Raw genomic sequence first — 17992 nt, 5'->3', positions numbered from 1 at the left:
CTCGGCCCCGATGTCATGCGTGCTCCGCCGCCGAAGTGCGCGGGGTCACTGACAAGCCGCCCGAAACCTGGACACCCCGGCGACTCTTTGACTAAAGTCAAAGATTATGGAGTCGGTGTCGGCGTCAGTCCCCGAGCCCGGGGTGTCCGCGGCGCACGTGAGCACCCTGCGTCGCTTCAACCGCTACTTCACCCGCCGGATCGGGGTGCTCGACGACCACTACCTCGGGCAGGACCGGCCCCTCGGGGAGGCCCGGCTGCTGTACGAGATCGGAGCCGGCGCGTCCCTGCGGGACCTGCGGACCCGGCTCGGCCTCGACGCCGGATACCTGAGCCGGATGGTGCGCGCGCTGGAGCGCCAGGGGCTCGTGCGGGTCACCGTGCACCCGGCGGACAGCAGGCTGCGCCTCGCGGAGCCGACCCCGGCCGGACGGGCCGAACTGGCGGAGCAGAACCGGCGCGCGGACGACCTCGCCGAGGGACTGCTGCGCGGGCTGACCGGGCCCCAGCGGGACCGGCTGACCGAAGCGGTCGCGGTCACCGAACGACTGCTGCGCCTGGCCGCGATCACGGTACGGCCCGTCGGGGCGGCCTCACCCGACGCACGCGCCTGCCTCGCCGGTTACGCCGCCGAACTCCACGAACGCTTCCCCGAGGGATACGCCGCCACCGACCTCGTACCTCCCGAGCGGATCGCCGTGCTCCTCGTCGCGTACGAGGAGGAGCGTGCCGTCGGCTGCGGGGCGCTGTGCGCGCTCGACGCGGAGACGGCCGAGATCCGGCATCTGTGGGTACGTCCGCGAGCGCGCGGGCTGGGCCTGGGGCGCCGGCTGCTCATCGAACTGGAGCAGGCGGCTGCCGGGCGCGGCCACCGGACCGTACGCCTGGACACGCACGAGGTCCTGAAGGAGGCGGCGGCGATGTACCGGAGCGGCGGGTACAGCGAGATCCCGGCGTACGGCGACAATCCGCACGCCGGGTACTGGTTCGAGAAGCCGCTCGGGCCCGCCGGCAAGGGGCCCGGAACGCGCTGATCCCCGGGCGGCTGCCCGGGGACCGGCGAAGAACGAGCAGGGCCTGACCGATCAGGACCTGAACGAGCAGGACCTGAACGAGCAGGACCTAGATGAGGCCGAGGGCGCGGACCGCCTCGCGCTCCTCGGCGAGCTCCTGCACCGACGCGTCGATACGGGCGCGGGAGAACTCGTTGATGTCGAGGCCCTGGACGATCTCGTACGAGCCGTCCTTCGTGGTGACGGGGAAGGAGGAGATGAGGCCCTCCGCGACACCGTACGAACCGTCGGACGGGATGCCCATGGAGGTCCAGTCGCCGTCCGCCGTGCCGTTGACCCAGGTGTACACGTGGTCGATGGCGGCGTTCGCGGCCGAGGCGGCGGAGGACGCGCCACGGGCCTCGATGATGGCCGCGCCGCGCTTGGCGACGGTCGGGATGAACTCCTCGGCCAGCCACTTCTCGTCGTTCACGGTCTCGGCGGCGTTCTTGCCGGCGATCGTGGCGTGGAAGATGTCGGGGTACTGGGTGGCGGAGTGGTTGCCCCAGATGGTCAGGCGCTGGATGTCCGCGACCGTGGAGCCGGTCTTCTTCGCGAGCTGCGTCAGCGCGCGGTTGTGGTCCAGGCGGGTCATCGCCGTGAAGCGCTCCGCCGGTACGTCCGGGGCGGCGGCCTGGGCGATGAGGGCGTTGGTGTTGGCCGGGTTGCCGACGACGAGGATCTTGACGTCGTCCGCGGCGTTGTCGTTGATGGCCTTGCCCTGGGGCTTGAAGATGCCGCCGTTGGCCTCCAGGAGGTCACCGCGCTCCATGCCCTTGGTACGGGGGCGGGCGCCGACGAGCAGACCGACGTTCGTGCCGTCGAAGGCGACGTTCGGGTCGTCGGTGATGTCGATGCCCTGAAGGAGCGGGAAGGCGCAGTCGTCGAGCTCCATGGCGGTGCCCTCGGCGGCCTTCAGCGCCGGCGTGATCTCCAGCAGGCGGAGCTTGACCGGCACGTCCGCGCCGAGCAGCTGGCCGGAGGCGATGCGGAAGAGCAGGGCGTAACCGATCTGGCCGGCCGCGCCGGTGACGGTGACGTTCACGGGAGTGCGGGTCATGGCGTTCTCCGTATGGCAGCTGACGGTGGGGCGTCCCTGCCCCGGGGTGCGGGATCCCGGTCCTGGCGGCGCGATGATCGATCACCGGTGCCGATGATCGATCTCTCGTCGTCAAGAGAGATCCAGCGGTCAGGCTATCGCGCATCCGGGATCCCGGACGTCCGGGGCCGATGTGGCCCGTCCCACAAGGCCGTGGCCCGGCGGTTCGGCGGAGCCGGGAGGTCGGCGGGGGCCGGGGGGTTCGGCGAGGCGGGGGGGTTCGGCGAGGCCGGGGGCGTTGTGTTGTGCGGGCGGTGGGGGCCGGCCGCGCCGTTCCCCACGCCCCTGAAAGCAGGAGATTGCGCCGTTCCCCGCGCCCCTGACGGGGCGCAGCCCCTCCCGGGGGCGCGGGGTCCGCCGGACGCCAACGGGCGCCCGGCTCAAGGGAGTCGGGCGCCCGTCAGGGGCACTACTTCGTGCAGCCCTCCACGCCCGACGCGAGCGTCGCACAGGCCTTCGCCCCGGTGGCGCTCTTCACCGCGACCATCGGGGTGTACGCGTCGGTGTCCGTCTCGACCTCGGCGGTCTGCGCGGCAGCCGAACCGGCCGCTATCCGGACCGTGTCCCCCACTCCGGCCGCGGTGATACGGGCCCAGGCGGCGCCGCACGTCTCGCTGTACCGGACCTCGACCTGGGCGGTGCCGACCACGGCCTTCTCCACGGTCTGCGCCAGCGTCCCGCCGCAGCCCATGTTCTCCGGGTCCTTGCCCGCGCACTGCGCGCCGTAGCACTCGACGCCCGGCGGCAGTTCCTTGCTCACCGTCGGACTCGGGGTCGGCTTGGCCTGGTTCCCGCCGTCGCCGTCACCGCGGGAGCTCGTGACGTACACGGCCACGGCGACCAGGACGAGCGCGCCCGCGACCCCCGCGAGGAACATGGTGAGCCGCCGTTTCCGCCCCTGCCCGTCCGGCGAACCGGCGGCCCCCGGCCGCGCGTCCTGCGGCGGACCCCCGGCCGGACCGCCACCGGGTCCCGCGGGGCCGGCCGAGCCGGACGGCCCGTACGCGCCCGGCGGACCGTAGCCGGAGACCCCGGACGATCCCGGGGGCGAGGCGACGACTCCCCAACCGCCACCCCGCGCGTCCGCGCCGGCCCTCGCACCGGCACCCTCGCCGCCGCTGCCGGCCCCGTACGGCGGCCTGCGCTCGTCTCCCTGGGAGGGGTTCTGGGCCGGGCTCTGCGGGGGCACGGTGGGTGACACTCCGGCCGGGCCCGCGATACCCGGCTTGGGCGCGGTCGCGCTTCCCCCGGCGCGGGCCTGCTTCCCGCTCTTTCCCTCCTTGGCCGGAGTCGGCCCGAACTCCCCCAGCGCGGCGCGCGCCTGGGAGATCCGTATCGCCTCCATGGTCATGTCGTGGCGCATCTCCGAACGACTCCAGGCGCGCTCGGCCAGCTCCCACATCGTCGTCAGATGGACGGGGTTGGTCCCCGTCACCTCGGCCAACGCCACGATCGCGCCCTTGGGCGCGAGCAGGCGGCCGTTCAGGTACCGCTCCCAGGACGTCTTGCTGTATCCCGTGCGGTCGGCCACGGCGGCGATGCTCAGCCCGCCACGGTCGACCAGTCGGCGCAACTGGCTGGCGAACTCCCTTACCTGCGGATCGAGTTCATCCGGCAAGGGCCTCCAACGAGGCATTGGTACCCCCCTCTTCCCCCCGTACGTGCTGGTCTTTTCCCGCGTGTGAAGCCCTTGCCGAGTCCCCGTTCCGGCTACCCACAGGGATGCGTTCGGCCAGGATCCCAGTTCCCGGGATGGGGGCGCACGGGAGCATTCGGGCCTGTGGGCATGCACCGTCGCATGCCCCCTGGTCTGCGGTCCAGTGTCCCACCGACTTGCCCCTCGGCTGACGGGATCAGCGGGCCGAGGGGCCCACGCCGTCCGGGTCGCCCGCGACATCCGGGTCGTCCGGCTCGTCCGGGCCGTCCGGCTCGTCCGGGCCGTCCGGGCCGTGAGCGGTCTTGGAAGTGATCGCGACCCATCCTCGGACTTGTCAACATATCGACACGCAGGGAACACACGCACACCAGGGGCAGATCGGATCGTCGACCGCTCGCCGCCGTCACGACGGGGCGACGGCCGCGGTCGGTCCGCCAGGCTATCGACGGAAACGGTGGCGTGTACGGCGTCCGGGGCGACCGGTGCCGTCGGGGACACGTTTTGCGCGTCCCGCGCGCGGGAGGTGCCGGAACGGTCACCGCCCTGCCACAGGCGACTGACAGGTATTGAACGGCCGTCGGCACGTCCGTGACCCTTGATTCCAGGCGGCGCCCCTCCGCGTTTCGGGGGAGTGGACGGGCGCCGCCGCTCACGCCCTCGAAGGGGCGCTACCGCTTACGTCTTGCCACGACCCGTCACGTGGTGTCATGACCCGTCACGTGGTGTCACGTTCTGATCGTGAAGTGCAGGGTGTCGTCCAGGAACGGAAGCTCCAGCCAGGGATTCGGCTGCGCCATCATCGCGAGCAGGGCGATGGTCGCGCCCAGGACGCCGTACGTGACGAGGTCCGTGAACCGGGAGCGGACGGCGAGCATGCCCACGTCGGGCAGCACCCAGCGCATGGCGGCGCCCGCGAGCAGCGCGACGCCGATCAGCAGGGTCCCCGCCTTGAACGCGTCGAGCGCCGTCAGCAGCAGTCCGAGTGCGACCAGGCCGGTGACCGCGAGGATCGGCCACTGCCGTACGGGCGCGGGCGCGTCGCGGGGGGCCGCCCTGCCACCGCCCTCGGGCCGCGCGGTGTCCCGGGTGAACAGCGGAAACCGCCGCGTGACCCGCCGGGGCTCCCCGTCGGGGCCGGGCGCACTGACGGCGTCACGGACGGCCAGCTCATCTTCATGCCCGATCCCGCTCTCCACCACGGACTCCGCTCCCACCTCTGCATTCGCATCCGCATCCGTATCCGCGGCGGACACCGATGGCGGGGCCGGGTCGGAGGCCGACTTCGGCTGTACGGGCTCCGGTCGAGCCGGGTCCCCGCTCTCGGCCGAGGCCGAGGCCGGGGTCGCGGCCGGGGTCGCGGCCGGGGCCGGTGTCGCGGCCGGGGCCGGTGTCGCGGCCGGGGCCGGTGTCGCGGCCGGGGCGTCGCTTGTGGCCCCTGACCCGGTTGCCGGCGAGGTCACGGTGTCCTTCTTCGCCGGGGGCGCCGGCTCCTGGTCAGACGGCACTGCGCTCCGCCGCCTCGACCACGTTGACGAGGAGCTGGGCGCGGGTCATCGGGCCCACCCCGCCCGGGTTCGGCGAGATCCACCCGGCGACCTCGGCCACCCCGGGGTGGACGTCGCCCACGATCTTGCCCTCGGCGTTGCGGGAGACCCCGACGTCGAGGACGGCCGCCCCCGGCTTCACGTCCTCGGGGCGGATCAGGTGCGCGGAACCCGCCGCGGCCACGATGATGTCCGCCCGGCGCAGATGCGCGGCCAGATCACGCGTACCGGTGTGGCACTGGGTGACCGTCGCGTTCTCCGAGCGCCGCGTGAGCAGCAGCGGCATCGAGCGGCCGATGGTCACCCCACGGCCGACGACCACGACCTCGGCGCCCTTGATCTCGACCCCGTACCGCCTGAGCAGGGTCAGGACACCGTTCGGGGTGCAGGGCAGCGGGGCCGGCTCGTTCAGGACGAGACGGCCGAGGTTCATCGGGTGGAGCCCGTCCGCGTCCTTGTCCGGGTCCATCAGTTCGAGGATGCGGTTCTCGTCGATGCCCTTGGGAAGCGGCAACTGGACGATGTACCCGGTGCAGGCCGGGTCCTCGTTGAGCTCGCGGACGACCGCCTCGATCTCCTCCTGCGTGGCGGTCGCGGGCAGTTCACGCTGGATGGAGGCGATACCGACCTGCGCGCAGTCGCGGTGCTTGCCCGCGACGTACTTCTGGCTGCCGGGGTCCTCACCGACCAGGACGGTCCCGAGTCCGGGCGTGACGCCCCTCTCCTTCAGGGCCGCCACGCGGACGGTCAGATCGGACTTGATCGCGGCTGCGGTGGCCTTGCCATCGAGAATCTGGGCGGTCATGTGCCCATCCTCGCGGATGACGGGGCCCCGGTTCCAATCCGGCCCCCCGTCCGCGGCCCCCGGCCTCCCCCGACGCTGCGCCGCGCCCCCTGCCCGCCCCGCTTCGCCCCATGATCGGCGAGGTTGCACTTGCACAACGCAGCCGGTATCCGGCTGGACAAATAAGTGACGCGTTAAGGACGATGAATGACACAGTGCCGCGGACAGTACCGGGGGGACGAACCGCATCTGTAGAACTTTCCTCCGAAATGTGCCGCGTCGTCCCCGCACTTGACGCAACGACGGAGGAAAGACGCCATGAGTTTCGGCGATCCGAACAACCCCTACGGCCCGCCTCCCCAGGGCCAGCAGCCCGGATATCCGCAGCAGCCGCAGGGCCAGCCCGGCTACCCGCCCCAGCAGCCCCAGGGACAGGGACAGCCCGGTTACGGCTACCCGCAGGGCGCCCCGCAGCAGCCCGGTTACGGCTACGGCTATCCGCAGCAGCCGGCGTATCCGGGTTACCCGGGCGGGAACCACATACCCATGGAGATGCCGGGTCTGATGAAGACCGCGCGCGTCCTGCTGTTCATCCTGGCGGGCCTGCAGATCCTGTTCGGGATCATCGCCGGCATAGCCGTCGGCGCCGCGCAGGACGCGTCGAACGGCTTCGGCAGCGGCGACGACACCGACACCCTCGCGGGCCTCGGCTTCGTGCTCGCGGCGCTCCTGCTCGGCGTGGGCGCCCTGTCGATCTTCCTGGGCGTGAAGTTCAAGAACGGCGGCACCGGCATCCGCGTCACGACGATCGTGTACGCGTCGCTGATGATCCTCGGCGGTCTCAGCAACACCGTGCAGGGCGGCGGCGGTTCCGTGACGTTCGGCGGGATCATCTCCCTCGCCATCGCCGGCATCATCCTCGCCTCGATGGTGAACGGCGCCGCCTCCGCCTGGTTCAAGCGCCCGCGGTACTGACCCCGGGGAAACGGTTCGCCCACGCCGAGCACGTCGTACACGCCGCACACGTCGTACAGACCGTTCAGGCCGTTCAGGCCGTACACGCGCCGTTCACATGCCAAGGGCCGTGCTCCGCCTCGCGAGGGGGAACACGGCCCTGGCGCGTACCTGGGCGATCACCGGGGAGAGCCGGTGAACCCACCGGACCCGGTGGACCCGGCGGACCCGGCGGACCCGGTGGACGCGCCCTAGTGGAAGAAGTGGCGCGTCCCCGTGAAGTACATGGTGACGCCGGCCTTCCTGGCCGCCTCGACGACCAGTTCGTCGCGGACCGAACCACCGGGCTGGACCACCGCCCTGACGCCGGCCGCGGTCAGGATCTCCAGGCCGTCGGGGAACGGGAAGAAGGCGTCCGAGGCGGCGAAGGAACCCCGGGCCCGCTCGGCGCCCGCGCGCTCGACCGCGAGCTTGGCGGAGTCCACACGGTTGACCTGGCCCATGCCGACGCCGACGGAGGCGCCGTCCTTGGCGAGGAGGATCGCGTTGGACTTCACGGCCCGGCAGGCGCGCCAGGCGAAGGCCAGTTCGTCCAGCTCGCCCGGGGAGAGGGCGTCGCCGGTCGCGAGCGTCCAGGCGGACGGGTCGTCGCCGTCGGCCTGGAGACGGTCGGTGGCCTGCAGGAGCCGGCCGCCGTCGATCTGCTTGACCTCCACCTGCGTGGACGGACCCTGGTGGGCGCGCAGCACGCGGATGTTCTTCTTCTTGGCGAGGGCCTCCAGCGCGCCGTCCTCGTACTCGGGCGCGACGATGACCTCGGTGAAGATCTCCGCGACCTGCTCCGCCATCTCCTTGGACACGGGGCGGTTGACGGCGATGACGCCGCCGAACGCGGAGAGCGGGTCGCAGGCGTGTGCCTTGCGGTGCGCCTCGGCGACGTTCGTGCCGATCGCGATGCCGCACGGGTTGGCGTGCTTGATGATCGCGACGCACGGGTCGTCGTGGTCGTACGCGGCACGGCGCGCGGCGTCCGTGTCCGTGTAGTTGTTGAAGGACATCTCCTTGCCGTGCAGCTGCTCGGCGTCGGCCAGGCCGCCCGTGCCGTCTGCATACAGGGCGGCGCCCTGGTGCGGGTTCTCCCCGTAACGCAGGGTGTTGCGCTTCTCGAACGTCGAGCCGATGAACTCGGGGAAGCCCGAGTCGTCGGCCGGCGCGTACTCGCTCGCGAACCAGGAGGCGACGGTGACGTCGTACGCGGCGGTGTGCTGGAAGGCCTCGGCGGCGAGCCGCTTGCGGGCGTGCAGGTCGAAGCCGCCGTCGCGGACCGCGGACAACACGTCGGCGTACCGCTCGGGGCTGGTGACCACGGAGACGGACGGGTGGTTCTTGGCGGCGGCGCGGACCATCGAGGGGCCGCCGATGTCGATCTGCTCGACGCACTCGTCGGGGGTGGCGCCCGAGGCGACGGTCTCCCGGAACGGGTAGAGGTTCACGACGACCAGCTGGAACGGCTCCACGCCCAGCTCGGCGAGCTGCTCCCGGTGGGATTCGAGCCGCAGGTCGGCGAGGATGCCGGCGTGCACGCGCGGGTGCAGCGTCTTGACGCGGCCGTCCAGGCACTCGGGGAAGCCGGTGAGCTCCTCGACCTTGGTGACGGGCACTCCGGCGGCGGCGATCCTCGCGGCGGTGGAACCGGTGGAGACCAGCTCCACGCCTGCCGCGTGCAGGCCGCGGGCGAGCTCTTCGAGTCCGGTCTTGTCGTAGACGCTGACGAGCGCGCGCCGGATGACGCGCTTGCTGCCCTCGGCCGTGTCTGTGCTGCCGGCGCTGCCTGCGCTGCCTGTGCTCTCGGCGGTCACTGGATAACTACCTTTCGTCCCTCGATGCGATAGCCGTTGCGGGCGAGCCGCCCCACGACATCGACGAGCAGCCTTCGCTCGACTTCCTTGATCCGCTCATGGAGAGCGGACCCATCGTCTTCGTAGTCCTCGTTCCGGACCTCGACCACGCCCTGGGCGATGATCGGGCCGGTGTCGACGCCGTCGTCGACGAAGTGGACGGTGCACCCGGTGACCTTCGCGCCGTAGGCGAGGGCGTCACGGACGCCGTGCGCCCCCGGGAAGCTGGGCAGCAGGGCGGGGTGGGTGTTCACGCACCGGCCGCCGAAGCGGGCCAGGAACTCCTTGCCCACGATCTTCATGAACCCGGCGGAGACGACGAGATCGGGTGCGTACGACTCGGTGGCCTCGGCCAGTGCCGCGTCCCACTCGTCACGGGTCCCATAGTCCTTCACCCGGCGGACGAAGGTCGGCAGTCCGGCACGCTCCGCACGTTCGAGCCCCGCGATGTTCGCGCGGTCCGCGCCGACCGCGACGATCTCGGCTCCGTAGCCGGCCACTCCCCGCGACGCGATCGCGTCGAGGAGTGCCTGCAGATTCGTACCTGATCCGGAGACCAGCACGACGAGGCGCTTGGCCTTGGCCACGGCGGGGCCCTTTCTCGGGGAGTGCCTTTGTATGGTCGTACGAATGCTTCGCGCCCCCGGATACGGGAAAGTCTACGAAGCGGCCGACCGCCGGCAACGATACCGGCACACCGGGCGGCCCCCACGGGACGGGGGCGTGGCCGGAAGGTAGCGTCTGGGGAGGAACCACCCCGGGAAGACGGTCCGCGCAGGGGAACGCCTCTCGCCTACGGGACGTTGACCAGGGACAGGTACGGGTACGAATGTCCGGGTAACGAGCCCCGGAGGCGTAGCCGGCTCTGTGGACAGTGGACGGTTGCCCGCCGGTCACCCGCGCCGATCACCACCGCCCGACACCACCAAGGGGAAGACGCACACCTGATGCCGGACCGAAGTCTCCGACGCCCTCCGCTCCTGCTGCGCGAGCGGCGCTCCTCCCCCACTCCACCGCGGGAGAGCGACGACGTGCCCGAGAGCGGGCAGGGCTCCGGCGCGCCGGGGAACCCCTCGGACGACAACCCCTTCGCCCCGCCGCCGGAGGGCACCCCCGACCGGCCGTGGCAGCCGCGGCGGCCCGTGGGCGGTCAGGGGCAGGACGGCGGGGGCGGCCAGGACGACGGCGGTTCCCCGTGGGGCAGCCAGTGGAGCGACCGGCAGCCGGGGCCCGCACAGGGCGGCCGTTTCGGCGACCGGCCGGGGTCGGGCAACTCGGGCGGTCCCGGTGGCGGCCAGGGCGGCCCTGACGGCTCCGGAGGACCGGGCGCGGGTACGCGCTGGGACCCGACCGACCCCGCGCAGCGGCGCGCCAGGTACGCACTGCTGTCCGGCATGTGGGCGTTCTTCTTCGCCCTCTTCAGCTGGCCCTACGTGGCGTTGCTGCTCGGCGCGCTGGCCCTGTACTGGTCGATCAGCGCCCTGCGCGCCAAGCCGCGCCCGGCGGACCCGGACACCCCGGCGCCGGCCGGCCAGGGCTCCAGGCCCCAGACCACCGCGGCGGTCAGCGGCCTCGTCACGGCGTCCCTGGCGCTCGCCATGGTCGCGATGACGTTCACGGCACAGCTCGTGTACCGCGACTACTACACCTGTGTGAACGACTCCCTCACCAACACGGCGAAGAAGTCCTGCGACACGCTGCTGCCGGACCAGCTGCAGGGGTTCCTGGGCACCCGCGACTGACCCGGGACCGGGGCGCCACCGGCCGTCGGTCAGGGGGGTCGACTCGGTCGTCAGTCCGGGGGGTCGACCCGGTCGACGGGGGTGGACGCCCGCTTCAGGGCCGCCCAGCGGGTCTCGCGTGCGTCGTCGCCGTGCCAGTCGTCGTGCCAGAGGGACTCGAAGGAGTCGGAGGGCGGCAGGAAGTCGTACGGCTCGAAGTCGGGGTCGGGGGCCGCGTGTGTGCCGGCGCGTGCGCCTGTGCTTGTGCCTGTGGCGGGTGCGGCGGGGGGTCGCTTCCTCGCAGCCCGCAACCGCGAGAACCAACGGGTCCGCGGGGGCGCCTCCGCGGCGGCGGGGCGCGCAGCTCCGGCCTCGACGGCCTCGACGGCCCTCGCTGCGACGGAGCTGGAGGGTTGCTGTAGCGGGGACGAGGACTTGGGGGTGGGGTCGGGCACTGTTGCGCTGCCGGGCGAAGCGGACGGGCGCTGCGGATCCGGCGTCGAGGGCGCCTGAGCGGACGGCGCCTGCGCGAGGGGGGCGCGACCGGTTGGCGCCTGGCTGGTTGGCACTTGACCGGTTGGCGCTTGGTGGGTTGGCGCTTGACCGGTTGGCGCTTGGTGGGTTGGCGCTTGACCGGACGTCACCTGGGCCGACGGCTCGTGCACCGGAGTTGCTGAGCTCGGCTCGTCCGTCGGAGCCGTCGGAGCCGTCGCGGGCTCGTGGACCAGGAACTCGTAGATCGAGTGCTCCCCGGTCGCCCGCCCCTCGCGCGCCCGCCGCTCGTCCGGCTGCCCGTCGGCGGACCGCGCGGCGTCTCGTGTGCGCCGAGACCACAGGCCCCGTACCCCAAGTCCGGTCGCCCCCGGTCCGCGTACGCGCAGACCTCGTACGCGCAGGCCCCCTACGCGGTGCGCCCAGCCCCGCCGCGCGTCGTCCGAGTCCGCGGCCCGCGTCCGGGTCCGGCGTTCGCGCAGGCGCCAGGACCTCAGTGCCAGGCCCGTCGGCAGACCCACCGCCGCGATCCAGGCCGCCCCCGCCGGCCCCGTCTGCCACCAGACAGGGCCGAATTCGGCGAGCGCGGCCACCCCGAGGGGGCCACCGGCCAAGGCGGCGAGGACCGCGAGAGCCAGACCGCACAGGGCCGCCGCGAGCGCCAGGGCCCCGGCGGTACGTCCGGCCGACCAGGCCGCCGCGCGCCGAGCCGCCGCCGACGCCGCGTCCTCTCCCCCGCCCGCACGCGTACGCCCCGGCACCCCCGCCACCACCGTGAACCACGCCACCACCACACCGGCCACCAGGGGCAAGGCCCCCGCCGCCCAGTTCGGCGCTGTCCCCGGGCCCGCGTCCGGAAGGGCCGCCAGCAGGGGGAAGGGGGGCAGCCGCGAACCGGGGTCCGACAGCAACGGCCCCGCCGCATGCCCGGCCCCGAGCGCGAACCCGGGCCCGAGCGCGTACGCGGCCCCCCACACCGCCGCGTTCGGGACGAGCGCCAGCGCCAGCAGCAGCACCGCGAACCGGCCCGACCAGCTGTCCGTGAGCTGCAGGAACGTCAGCCGCGCCATACCTCCGTGCCACACCAGCGAGGCACCGACCAGCACGGCCCCGCCGCCCACGAGCACCGCGGCACCGGCAACCGCGGCGCGTGCGGCGGCCGAAAGCCTCGATCGGGCGTCGGGAGCCATGACGGACGTGACGGACCCGAGGTGCAGGGTGTCGAGAACCTGGCGCGCAGACCGTGGCAGCGGCCCGAACGATCGCCCGTACGCCGTCCGGACGCCCGCTCCCGCCACGATCGCCACGAGCAGCGGCGGCCACAGGACGACGGACGTCCACGACGGACTCGGTTCACCGCCCGAGGCGTACACCGCCGCGGCGGCGCCGACCACCAGGTAGCCCAGGACGGTTCCGGCCCACGCCGCACGCACGGCGGGCGACGGCACCCCGGGCTCGTCGCCGTCGGTCGGCTTGCCGTCCGCCGCGTCGCGTGCCGCGCGGTGCAGCAGCCACACCGGCAGCGCGACGAGGAGCAACGGGGTCACCCCAACGGGTGCGGGTACTCCGGACAGCGTGTCCGTGCGAACGAGTTCGGCGCCGTGTGCCAGCAGCCACAGCGCGGCGGCGACGTGCAGGGCCCCGTCGGGACCGCTGTCCGGGTAGGGCGAACTGATCCACAGGACCGTTACGAGGACGGCCAGCACCGCCAGCCCGAGCCCCGCCGCGAGCGCGCCGCCGACCAGGCCCGCAGCCAGTCCGGGCGACCGTTCGCGCAGCCGGCCGAGCGACGGCGGCAACAACGGGCCGCGGTCGGGGCTGCCGTTCGGGCTGCGATCAGGGCGGCGATCGGGGCTGCGGTCGGTCATCTGGGTCACGCCCGCCATGCTGCCAACGACACGCGCTTTCCCGTCGTAACAGGCGAACCTCGGATGTGTCGCTCAATATACGTTTTATGTTCTTTTACGTACGGAAGGGTGCCCGGTGACGCAGACCGCTGCCCCCGCCGCTGCCCCCGTTGACGCCGACGCCACCGCCGACGCCCCCGTCGACGACGACCTGACGCCCGCTCAGGCCTTCGACGCCCTCTACGCGTACGCCGCCCCCGCCCTCGTACGGCAGGCGTATCTGCTCACCGGGCGGCGCGAGCTGGCGCGGAAGTCCGTGGAGCGGGCCTTTCAGCAGGCGTGGCAGCGTTGGCCCGAGGTGGCGGTCGACCGGGATCCGGCGGGCTGGGTGCGGGCGGCGGCGTACGAGTACGCGATGTCTCCCTGGCACCGGCTGCGGCTGCGCCACCGGGCCCCGGAGCCTCCGCCCGCCGCCCTGGACGACCGCAGGCTGTTGTCCACACTGCTGAACCTGCCCCCCGTGTACCGGCGGACCCTGCTCCTCTACGACGGCGTCGGGATCGGGCTGGCGGAGACCGCGGCCGAGACGGAGGCGAGCACTCCGGCGGCGGCGAACCGGCTGCTGTACGCCCGCGCGACCGTCGCCCGGCGCCTGCCCGAACTGTCGGAGAAGGAGGAGCTGCGGCGGCGGCTCACGGAGCTCGGCGGCACGGAACGGCTGCGGACCCCACCGAAACCCGTCGTCGTGCGCTCGGGCAGCGAACGCCGGGCCCGCCGCTGGACCCGCGCGGCCATCGCCTTCACGGTCCTGATCATCGGCTCCACCGCGTTCACCCTGCACACGGCCCCCGATCACTACGAGGCTCCGCAGGCCCCGGCCACGAGGGTGCCCGGAGTTCCGCCGCGTTCCGGCCCCGCCCCGCTGTCGGTGGGGGACCTGGAGCTGCGCGCCAGGCTGCGCGGCATGTTCGGCGACGGTCCGGAGAGGCTGCTTCCGCAACCGCGCTGAGCGCCGGGCCGACCGACCGGTGACGCGGACGGGCCCGCACCCCCGATGAGGGTGCGGGCCCGTCGGCGTACCGACAAACAGTGAACCGCCGTAGCGGCAAACAGTGAGCCGGTGTGCCGCTGTGCCGCTGTGCCGCTGTGCCGACAAACGGTGAACCGGCTGGTCAGCCGGCGAGGATGGCGCGGGCCAGCTTCGCCGTCTCGGTCGGCGTCTTGCCGACCTTGACCCCGGCGGCCTCAAGGGCCTCCTTCTTGGCGGCGGCCGTGCCGGAGGAGCCGGAGACGATGGCGCCGGCGTGGCCCATGGTCTTGCCCTCGGGCGCGGTGAAGCCCGCGACGTAGCCGACGACCGGCTTCGTCACGTTCTTCGCGATGTAGTCCGCCGCACGCTCCTCGGCGTCGCCGCCGATCTCACCGATCATGACGATCAGGTCGGTGTCGGGGTCGGCCTCGAACGCGGCGAGCGCGTCGATGTGCGTCGTCCCGATGACGGGGTCACCACCGATGCCGACGGCCGACGAGAAGCCGATGTCACGGAGCTCGTACATCATCTGGTACGTCAGCGTGCCGGACTTCGAGACCAGGCCGATACGGCCCGGCTTCGTGATGTCGCCCGGGATGATGCCGGCGTTGGACTGGCCCGGGGTGATGAGACCGGGGCAGTTCGGGCCGATGATGCGGGTCTTGTTGCCCTTCGACTTCGCGTACGCCCAGAAGGCGGCGGAGTCGTGGACGGCGATGCCCTCGGTGATGACGACCGCGAGGGGGATCTCGGCGTCGATGGCCTCGACGACGGCGGCCTTCGAGAAGGCCGGCGGCACGAAGAGGACGGACACGTTGGCGCCCGTCTTCTCGATGGCCTCGGCGACCGTGCCGAAGACGGGGATGTCGGTGCCGTCGAAGTCGACCGACGTGCCGGCCTTGCGCGGGTTCACGCCGCCGACGATGTTCGTGCCGTCAGCGAGCATGAGCTTGGTGTGCTTCATGCCCGTGGCACCGGTCATGCCCTGGACGATGACCTTGCTGTCCTTGTTGAGGAAGATAGCCATGGCTGTTCTGTCCCTCGTCCCTTACTTCGCGGCCGCGAGCTCGGCGGCCTTGTCGGCCGCGCCGTCCATGGTGTCCACGCGCTGCACCAGCGGGTGGTTGGCGTCGGAGAGGATCTTGCGACCCAGCTCGGCGTTGTTGCCGTCGAGACGCACGACCAGCGGCTTGGTGACGTCCTCGCCCTTGTCCTTGAGCAGCTGCAGCGCCTGGACGATGCCGTTGGCGACCTCGTCACAGGCGGTGATGCCACCGAAGACGTTGACGAAGACGGACTTGACGTCCGGGTCGCCGAGGATGATCTCCAGGCCGTTCGCCATGACCGCGGCGGAGGCGCCACCGCCGATGTCGAGGAAGTTGGCCGGCTTCACGCCGCCGTGGTTCTCACCGGCGTACGCGACGACGTCGAGGGTGCTCATGACGAGACCCGCGCCGTTGCCGATGATGCCGACCTCGCCGTCGAGCTTGACGTAGTTGAGGTTCTTCGCCTTGGCAGCGGCCTCGAGCGGGTTGGCCGCGTCCTTGTCCTCGAGGGCCGCGTGGTCCGCCTGGCGGAACTCGGCGTTCTCGTCCAGGGAGACCTTGCCGTCCAGCGCCAGGACGTCACCGGAGGCGACCTTGGCGAGGGGGTTGACCTCCAGGAGGAGCGCGTCCTCCTTGACGAAGGTCTCCCACAGGGTCACGAGGATCTCGGCGACCTTCTCGGCCACCTCGGCCGGGAACTTCGCCAGGGCCACGATCTCGCGGGCCTTCTCGATCGAAACGCCCTCCACGGCGTCGACCGGGACCTTCGCGAGGGCCTCGGGGGTCTTCTCCGCGACCTCCTCGATGTCCATGCCGCCCTGTACGGACGCCATGGCGAGGAAGGTGCGGTTCGTGCGGTCGAGGAGGTACGAGACGTAGTACTCCTCCAGAATCTCCGGGGCCGTCTCGGCGATCATCACCTTGTGGACCGTGTGGCCCTTGATGTCCATGCCGAGAATGTCCGTCGCGCGAGCGACGGCCTCGTCCGGGGTGGCGGCCAGCTTCACGCCGCCGGCCTTGCCGCGGCCACCGACCTTGACCTGCGCCTTGACGACGGACTTGCCGCCAAGTCGCTCGGTCGCCGCGCGCGCCCCTTCAGGCGTGTCGATGACTTCACCGGCCAGCACCGGTACACCGTGCTTGGCGAAGAGGTCCCTCGCCTGGTACTCGAACAGGTCCACGCGCGTCCGTCCCTATCAGGTAATTCGCGGTTCGTTGTCTGCGTGGGCGTGCCGCGAGGGCAACGTGACTGCGCGGTCACAAGGAGGGCGTGAGCACGGTGGCCGACACGCGGCATGTCCGTCTCGCAGGTTATCTCCGCCGACCGTGGGGTCGTAAATCGCAGATCACACCTGGGCGGTGATTACGGTCACAGATTGCCAGAGTGAAGGGCCTCACCAGGCTGGGGTTTGCCTGGTGAGGCCCGTGGAACAGCCCCTGAAACCGATCTGAGGGCGTGGACCGTCCGTCCTCACCCCAATGAGGACGGACGGCCCGGACTGCGGGATCGATACCCGGACGGACCGAACGGATTTCGGCCGTACGGGCCTGCGCCCTGCGGAGTCGGATGGGGTGCCGGGGGTGGGAGGGGTGCCTTACGGCTGTACGGCTGTACGGCTGTACGGCTGGGGTGGTCGGTGGTCGGTGGTCAGCCGGCGTACGCGAACGGCCGGATGTCGCCCGTCACACCGACCGGCGCGGAGGGGCCCGGTCTCCGGAGGGTTCCGGGGCGGGCTCGCTCTCCGGGCAGGCGGACAGATCTGTTCGGCGGAGGGCGTCGGCTCTAGCCGGGGAACTCCGGAATGTCCCGGTGCCGGTCCCGGGGCCCGGCCGCGACGACGTCCGCGGCGGCGCCGGGCACCAGCGTCGGCCGAACCCTCTCGTTCAAGGTGACGGCCTGCGCGTCGCCGTGTCTCGGCGACCCGTTGTCGACGGCGAGGTGGCACGCCGACGCACCCGTGGGGTCGCCGCCGGGCATCTGGTGCACGGGCACCTGCACGGCTCCCGCCGCCCGGGTGTTCCGGGCGCCCGCTGCATGCCCCTGGCGGCCCAGGTCGTCACCGGCCGCCGCGAGGCCACCGGCGCCACCGGCGAACCGCGGCCCGTACGCCGCCGCCGCGCCGTGCTCCCCGCTCGGCCGCTTCCCGGCTGCCCGTCGCTGGTCCAGAACGTCGCCGGGCTGCGGCGGCTCCGCCGCCGAACCGGCCGGGAGGATCTGGCCGGGAACCGCGGGCAGCGGCAGGCCCGGCGACTCGGGCGGCTCAGGCAGTCCGGGAACACCGGGCAGCGTGGGCAGTTCGGGCTCCGACGGCCACCACCGCGGCGGATCCGGCTGCTCGACGCCCCCCTCGCCGATTCCGTCGGCTATGTCGTCGGCCACTCCGTCGGTGATCTGGTGGATCAGATCATCGACGGGCCGGACGACGTGTTCGGCGACCTGCGGTACGACGTGCGCGGGCACCTGCTGCACGACACCCTCGACGACCGGGCGAACGACGTCGTCGGTCACCGGCCGTACGAGGCCCTGGGCTCCGTCGGCCACGGGCCGCGAGTCGCCCGGCGCCGACAACTGCTCGCCGGTCCGCTCCGCCGCGTGCGCCCGCTCCCCGCAGAGGAGCCCCAGCACGAACAACCCGCCCACCAGCAACACCAGTTGCAGCACCCGCCGCCCCGCCGCCCCACGTGTCGTACGCGGAGCGGTTCCGGGCAGTACGGCTACGGCTGACAGGGCCAAGGCGGGCAGAGCCTCCCGTGCGGAGGGACAGGACGGAGCGGAGTACGCCGACGTCGTGGAGTGGTGCGGGTGGGGCGCGGCCGCGAGGCTGCACGCCCCCCAAGACCCGCCGATCCTCGCACGGGACTCCCGAGG

General features: G+C 72.4%; 14 protein-coding genes. 4 read left to right on the top strand and 10 right to left on the bottom strand.

The features are described 5' to 3' along the window. Window positions 1-106 precede the first annotated feature (106 nt). Entirely contained in the window at window positions 107-1033 is a 927-nt protein-coding gene (locus K3769_RS14685; protein WP_267026875.1) for a GNAT family N-acetyltransferase, read from the top strand. 88 nt (window positions 1034-1121) lie between these two features. Here the strand turns inward: K3769_RS14685 and K3769_RS14680 are convergent, their stop codons facing one another. The 4 genes from K3769_RS14680 to K3769_RS14665 all read right to left on the bottom strand — a co-directional run bounded on the left by K3769_RS14680 (window position 1122) and on the right by K3769_RS14665 (window position 6156). Further along, the gene (locus K3769_RS14680; RefSeq protein ID WP_267026874.1) at window positions 1122-2111 is read right to left on the bottom strand and encodes a malate dehydrogenase; all 990 of its coding nucleotides are present in this window, start codon (window positions 2109-2111) and stop codon (window positions 1122-1124) included. Between the two features lie 448 nt (window positions 2112-2559). Continuing rightward, window positions 2560-3786, bottom strand: coding sequence for a helix-turn-helix domain-containing protein (locus tag K3769_RS14675; RefSeq protein WP_267026873.1), 1227 nt, complete (start codon window positions 3784-3786; stop codon window positions 2560-2562). A gap of 746 nt (window positions 3787-4532) precedes the next feature. Then, window positions 4533-5021 (bottom strand): DUF3017 domain-containing protein, encoded by a 489-nt coding sequence (locus K3769_RS14670; RefSeq protein WP_267031376.1) that lies wholly within the window; start codon window positions 5019-5021, stop codon window positions 4533-4535. 280 nt (window positions 5022-5301) lie between these two features. After that, window positions 5302-6156 carry a bifunctional methylenetetrahydrofolate dehydrogenase/methenyltetrahydrofolate cyclohydrolase gene (locus tag K3769_RS14665; RefSeq protein ID WP_267026872.1) on the bottom strand — a complete coding sequence of 285 codons (855 nt, stop codon included), beginning with the start codon at window positions 6154-6156 and terminating at the stop codon, window positions 5302-5304. A 297-nt stretch (window positions 6157-6453) separates the two neighbouring features. Here K3769_RS14665 and K3769_RS14660 point away from each other — a divergent pair, with 297 nt between their 5' ends. Then, on the top strand, window positions 6454-7110 hold the full coding sequence (locus tag K3769_RS14660) for a hypothetical protein (RefSeq protein ID WP_267026871.1): 657 nt from the start codon (window positions 6454-6456) through the stop codon (window positions 7108-7110). Window positions 7111-7340: 230 nt separating this feature from the next. Here the strand turns inward: K3769_RS14660 and purH are convergent, their stop codons facing one another. Both purH and purN read right to left on the bottom strand, forming a co-directional pair. Then, entirely contained in the window at window positions 7341-8948 is a 1608-nt protein-coding gene (purH, locus tag K3769_RS14655; RefSeq protein ID WP_267026870.1) for a bifunctional phosphoribosylaminoimidazolecarboxamide formyltransferase/IMP cyclohydrolase, read from the bottom strand. Then, window positions 8945-9574, bottom strand: a complete 630-nt coding sequence (purN, locus tag K3769_RS14650; RefSeq protein ID WP_267026869.1) for a phosphoribosylglycinamide formyltransferase — start codon at window positions 9572-9574, stop codon at window positions 8945-8947. Before purN ends, purH begins: the two co-directional genes overlap by 4 nt. 360 nt (window positions 9575-9934) lie before the next feature. Between purN and K3769_RS14645 the strand changes: the two genes are divergently transcribed. Then, window positions 9935-10729: a hypothetical protein gene (locus K3769_RS14645; protein ID WP_267026868.1), complete on the top strand. Its 795-nt coding sequence runs from the start codon at window positions 9935-9937 to the stop codon at window positions 10727-10729. A 50-nt stretch (window positions 10730-10779) separates the two neighbouring features. Here the strand turns inward: K3769_RS14645 and K3769_RS14640 are convergent, their stop codons facing one another. Then, the gene (locus tag K3769_RS14640; RefSeq protein WP_267026867.1) at window positions 10780-13086 is read right to left on the bottom strand and encodes a cell division protein PerM; all 2307 of its coding nucleotides are present in this window, start codon (window positions 13084-13086) and stop codon (window positions 10780-10782) included. A 97-nt stretch (window positions 13087-13183) separates the two neighbouring features. Between K3769_RS14640 and K3769_RS14635 the strand changes: the two genes are divergently transcribed. Continuing rightward, a complete protein-coding gene (locus K3769_RS14635; protein WP_267026866.1) occupies window positions 13184-14056 on the top strand; it encodes a SigE family RNA polymerase sigma factor in 873 nt (290 codons plus the stop codon). Window positions 14057-14219: 163 nt separating this feature from the next. Here the strand turns inward: K3769_RS14635 and sucD are convergent, their stop codons facing one another. From sucD to K3769_RS14620, 3 genes are all read right to left on the bottom strand, one after another. After that, a complete protein-coding gene (gene sucD, locus K3769_RS14630) occupies window positions 14220-15104 on the bottom strand; it encodes a succinate--CoA ligase subunit alpha (RefSeq protein WP_107015729.1) in 885 nt (294 codons plus the stop codon). A gap of 21 nt (window positions 15105-15125) precedes the next feature. Next, entirely contained in the window at window positions 15126-16304 is a 1179-nt protein-coding gene (gene sucC / locus K3769_RS14625) for an ADP-forming succinate--CoA ligase subunit beta (protein WP_267026865.1), read from the bottom strand. A 602-nt stretch (window positions 16305-16906) separates the two neighbouring features. Continuing rightward, window positions 16907-17857: a hypothetical protein gene (locus K3769_RS14620; RefSeq protein WP_267026864.1), complete on the bottom strand. Its 951-nt coding sequence runs from the start codon at window positions 17855-17857 to the stop codon at window positions 16907-16909. Window positions 17858-17992 lie beyond the last annotated feature (135 nt).

This window comes from Streptomyces ortus, from assembly GCF_026341275.1.
GTDB classification, from domain to species: Bacteria; Actinomycetota; Actinomycetes; order Streptomycetales; family Streptomycetaceae; genus Streptomyces; species Streptomyces ortus.
This window is presented reverse-complemented; position numbering and strand designations above follow the sequence as displayed.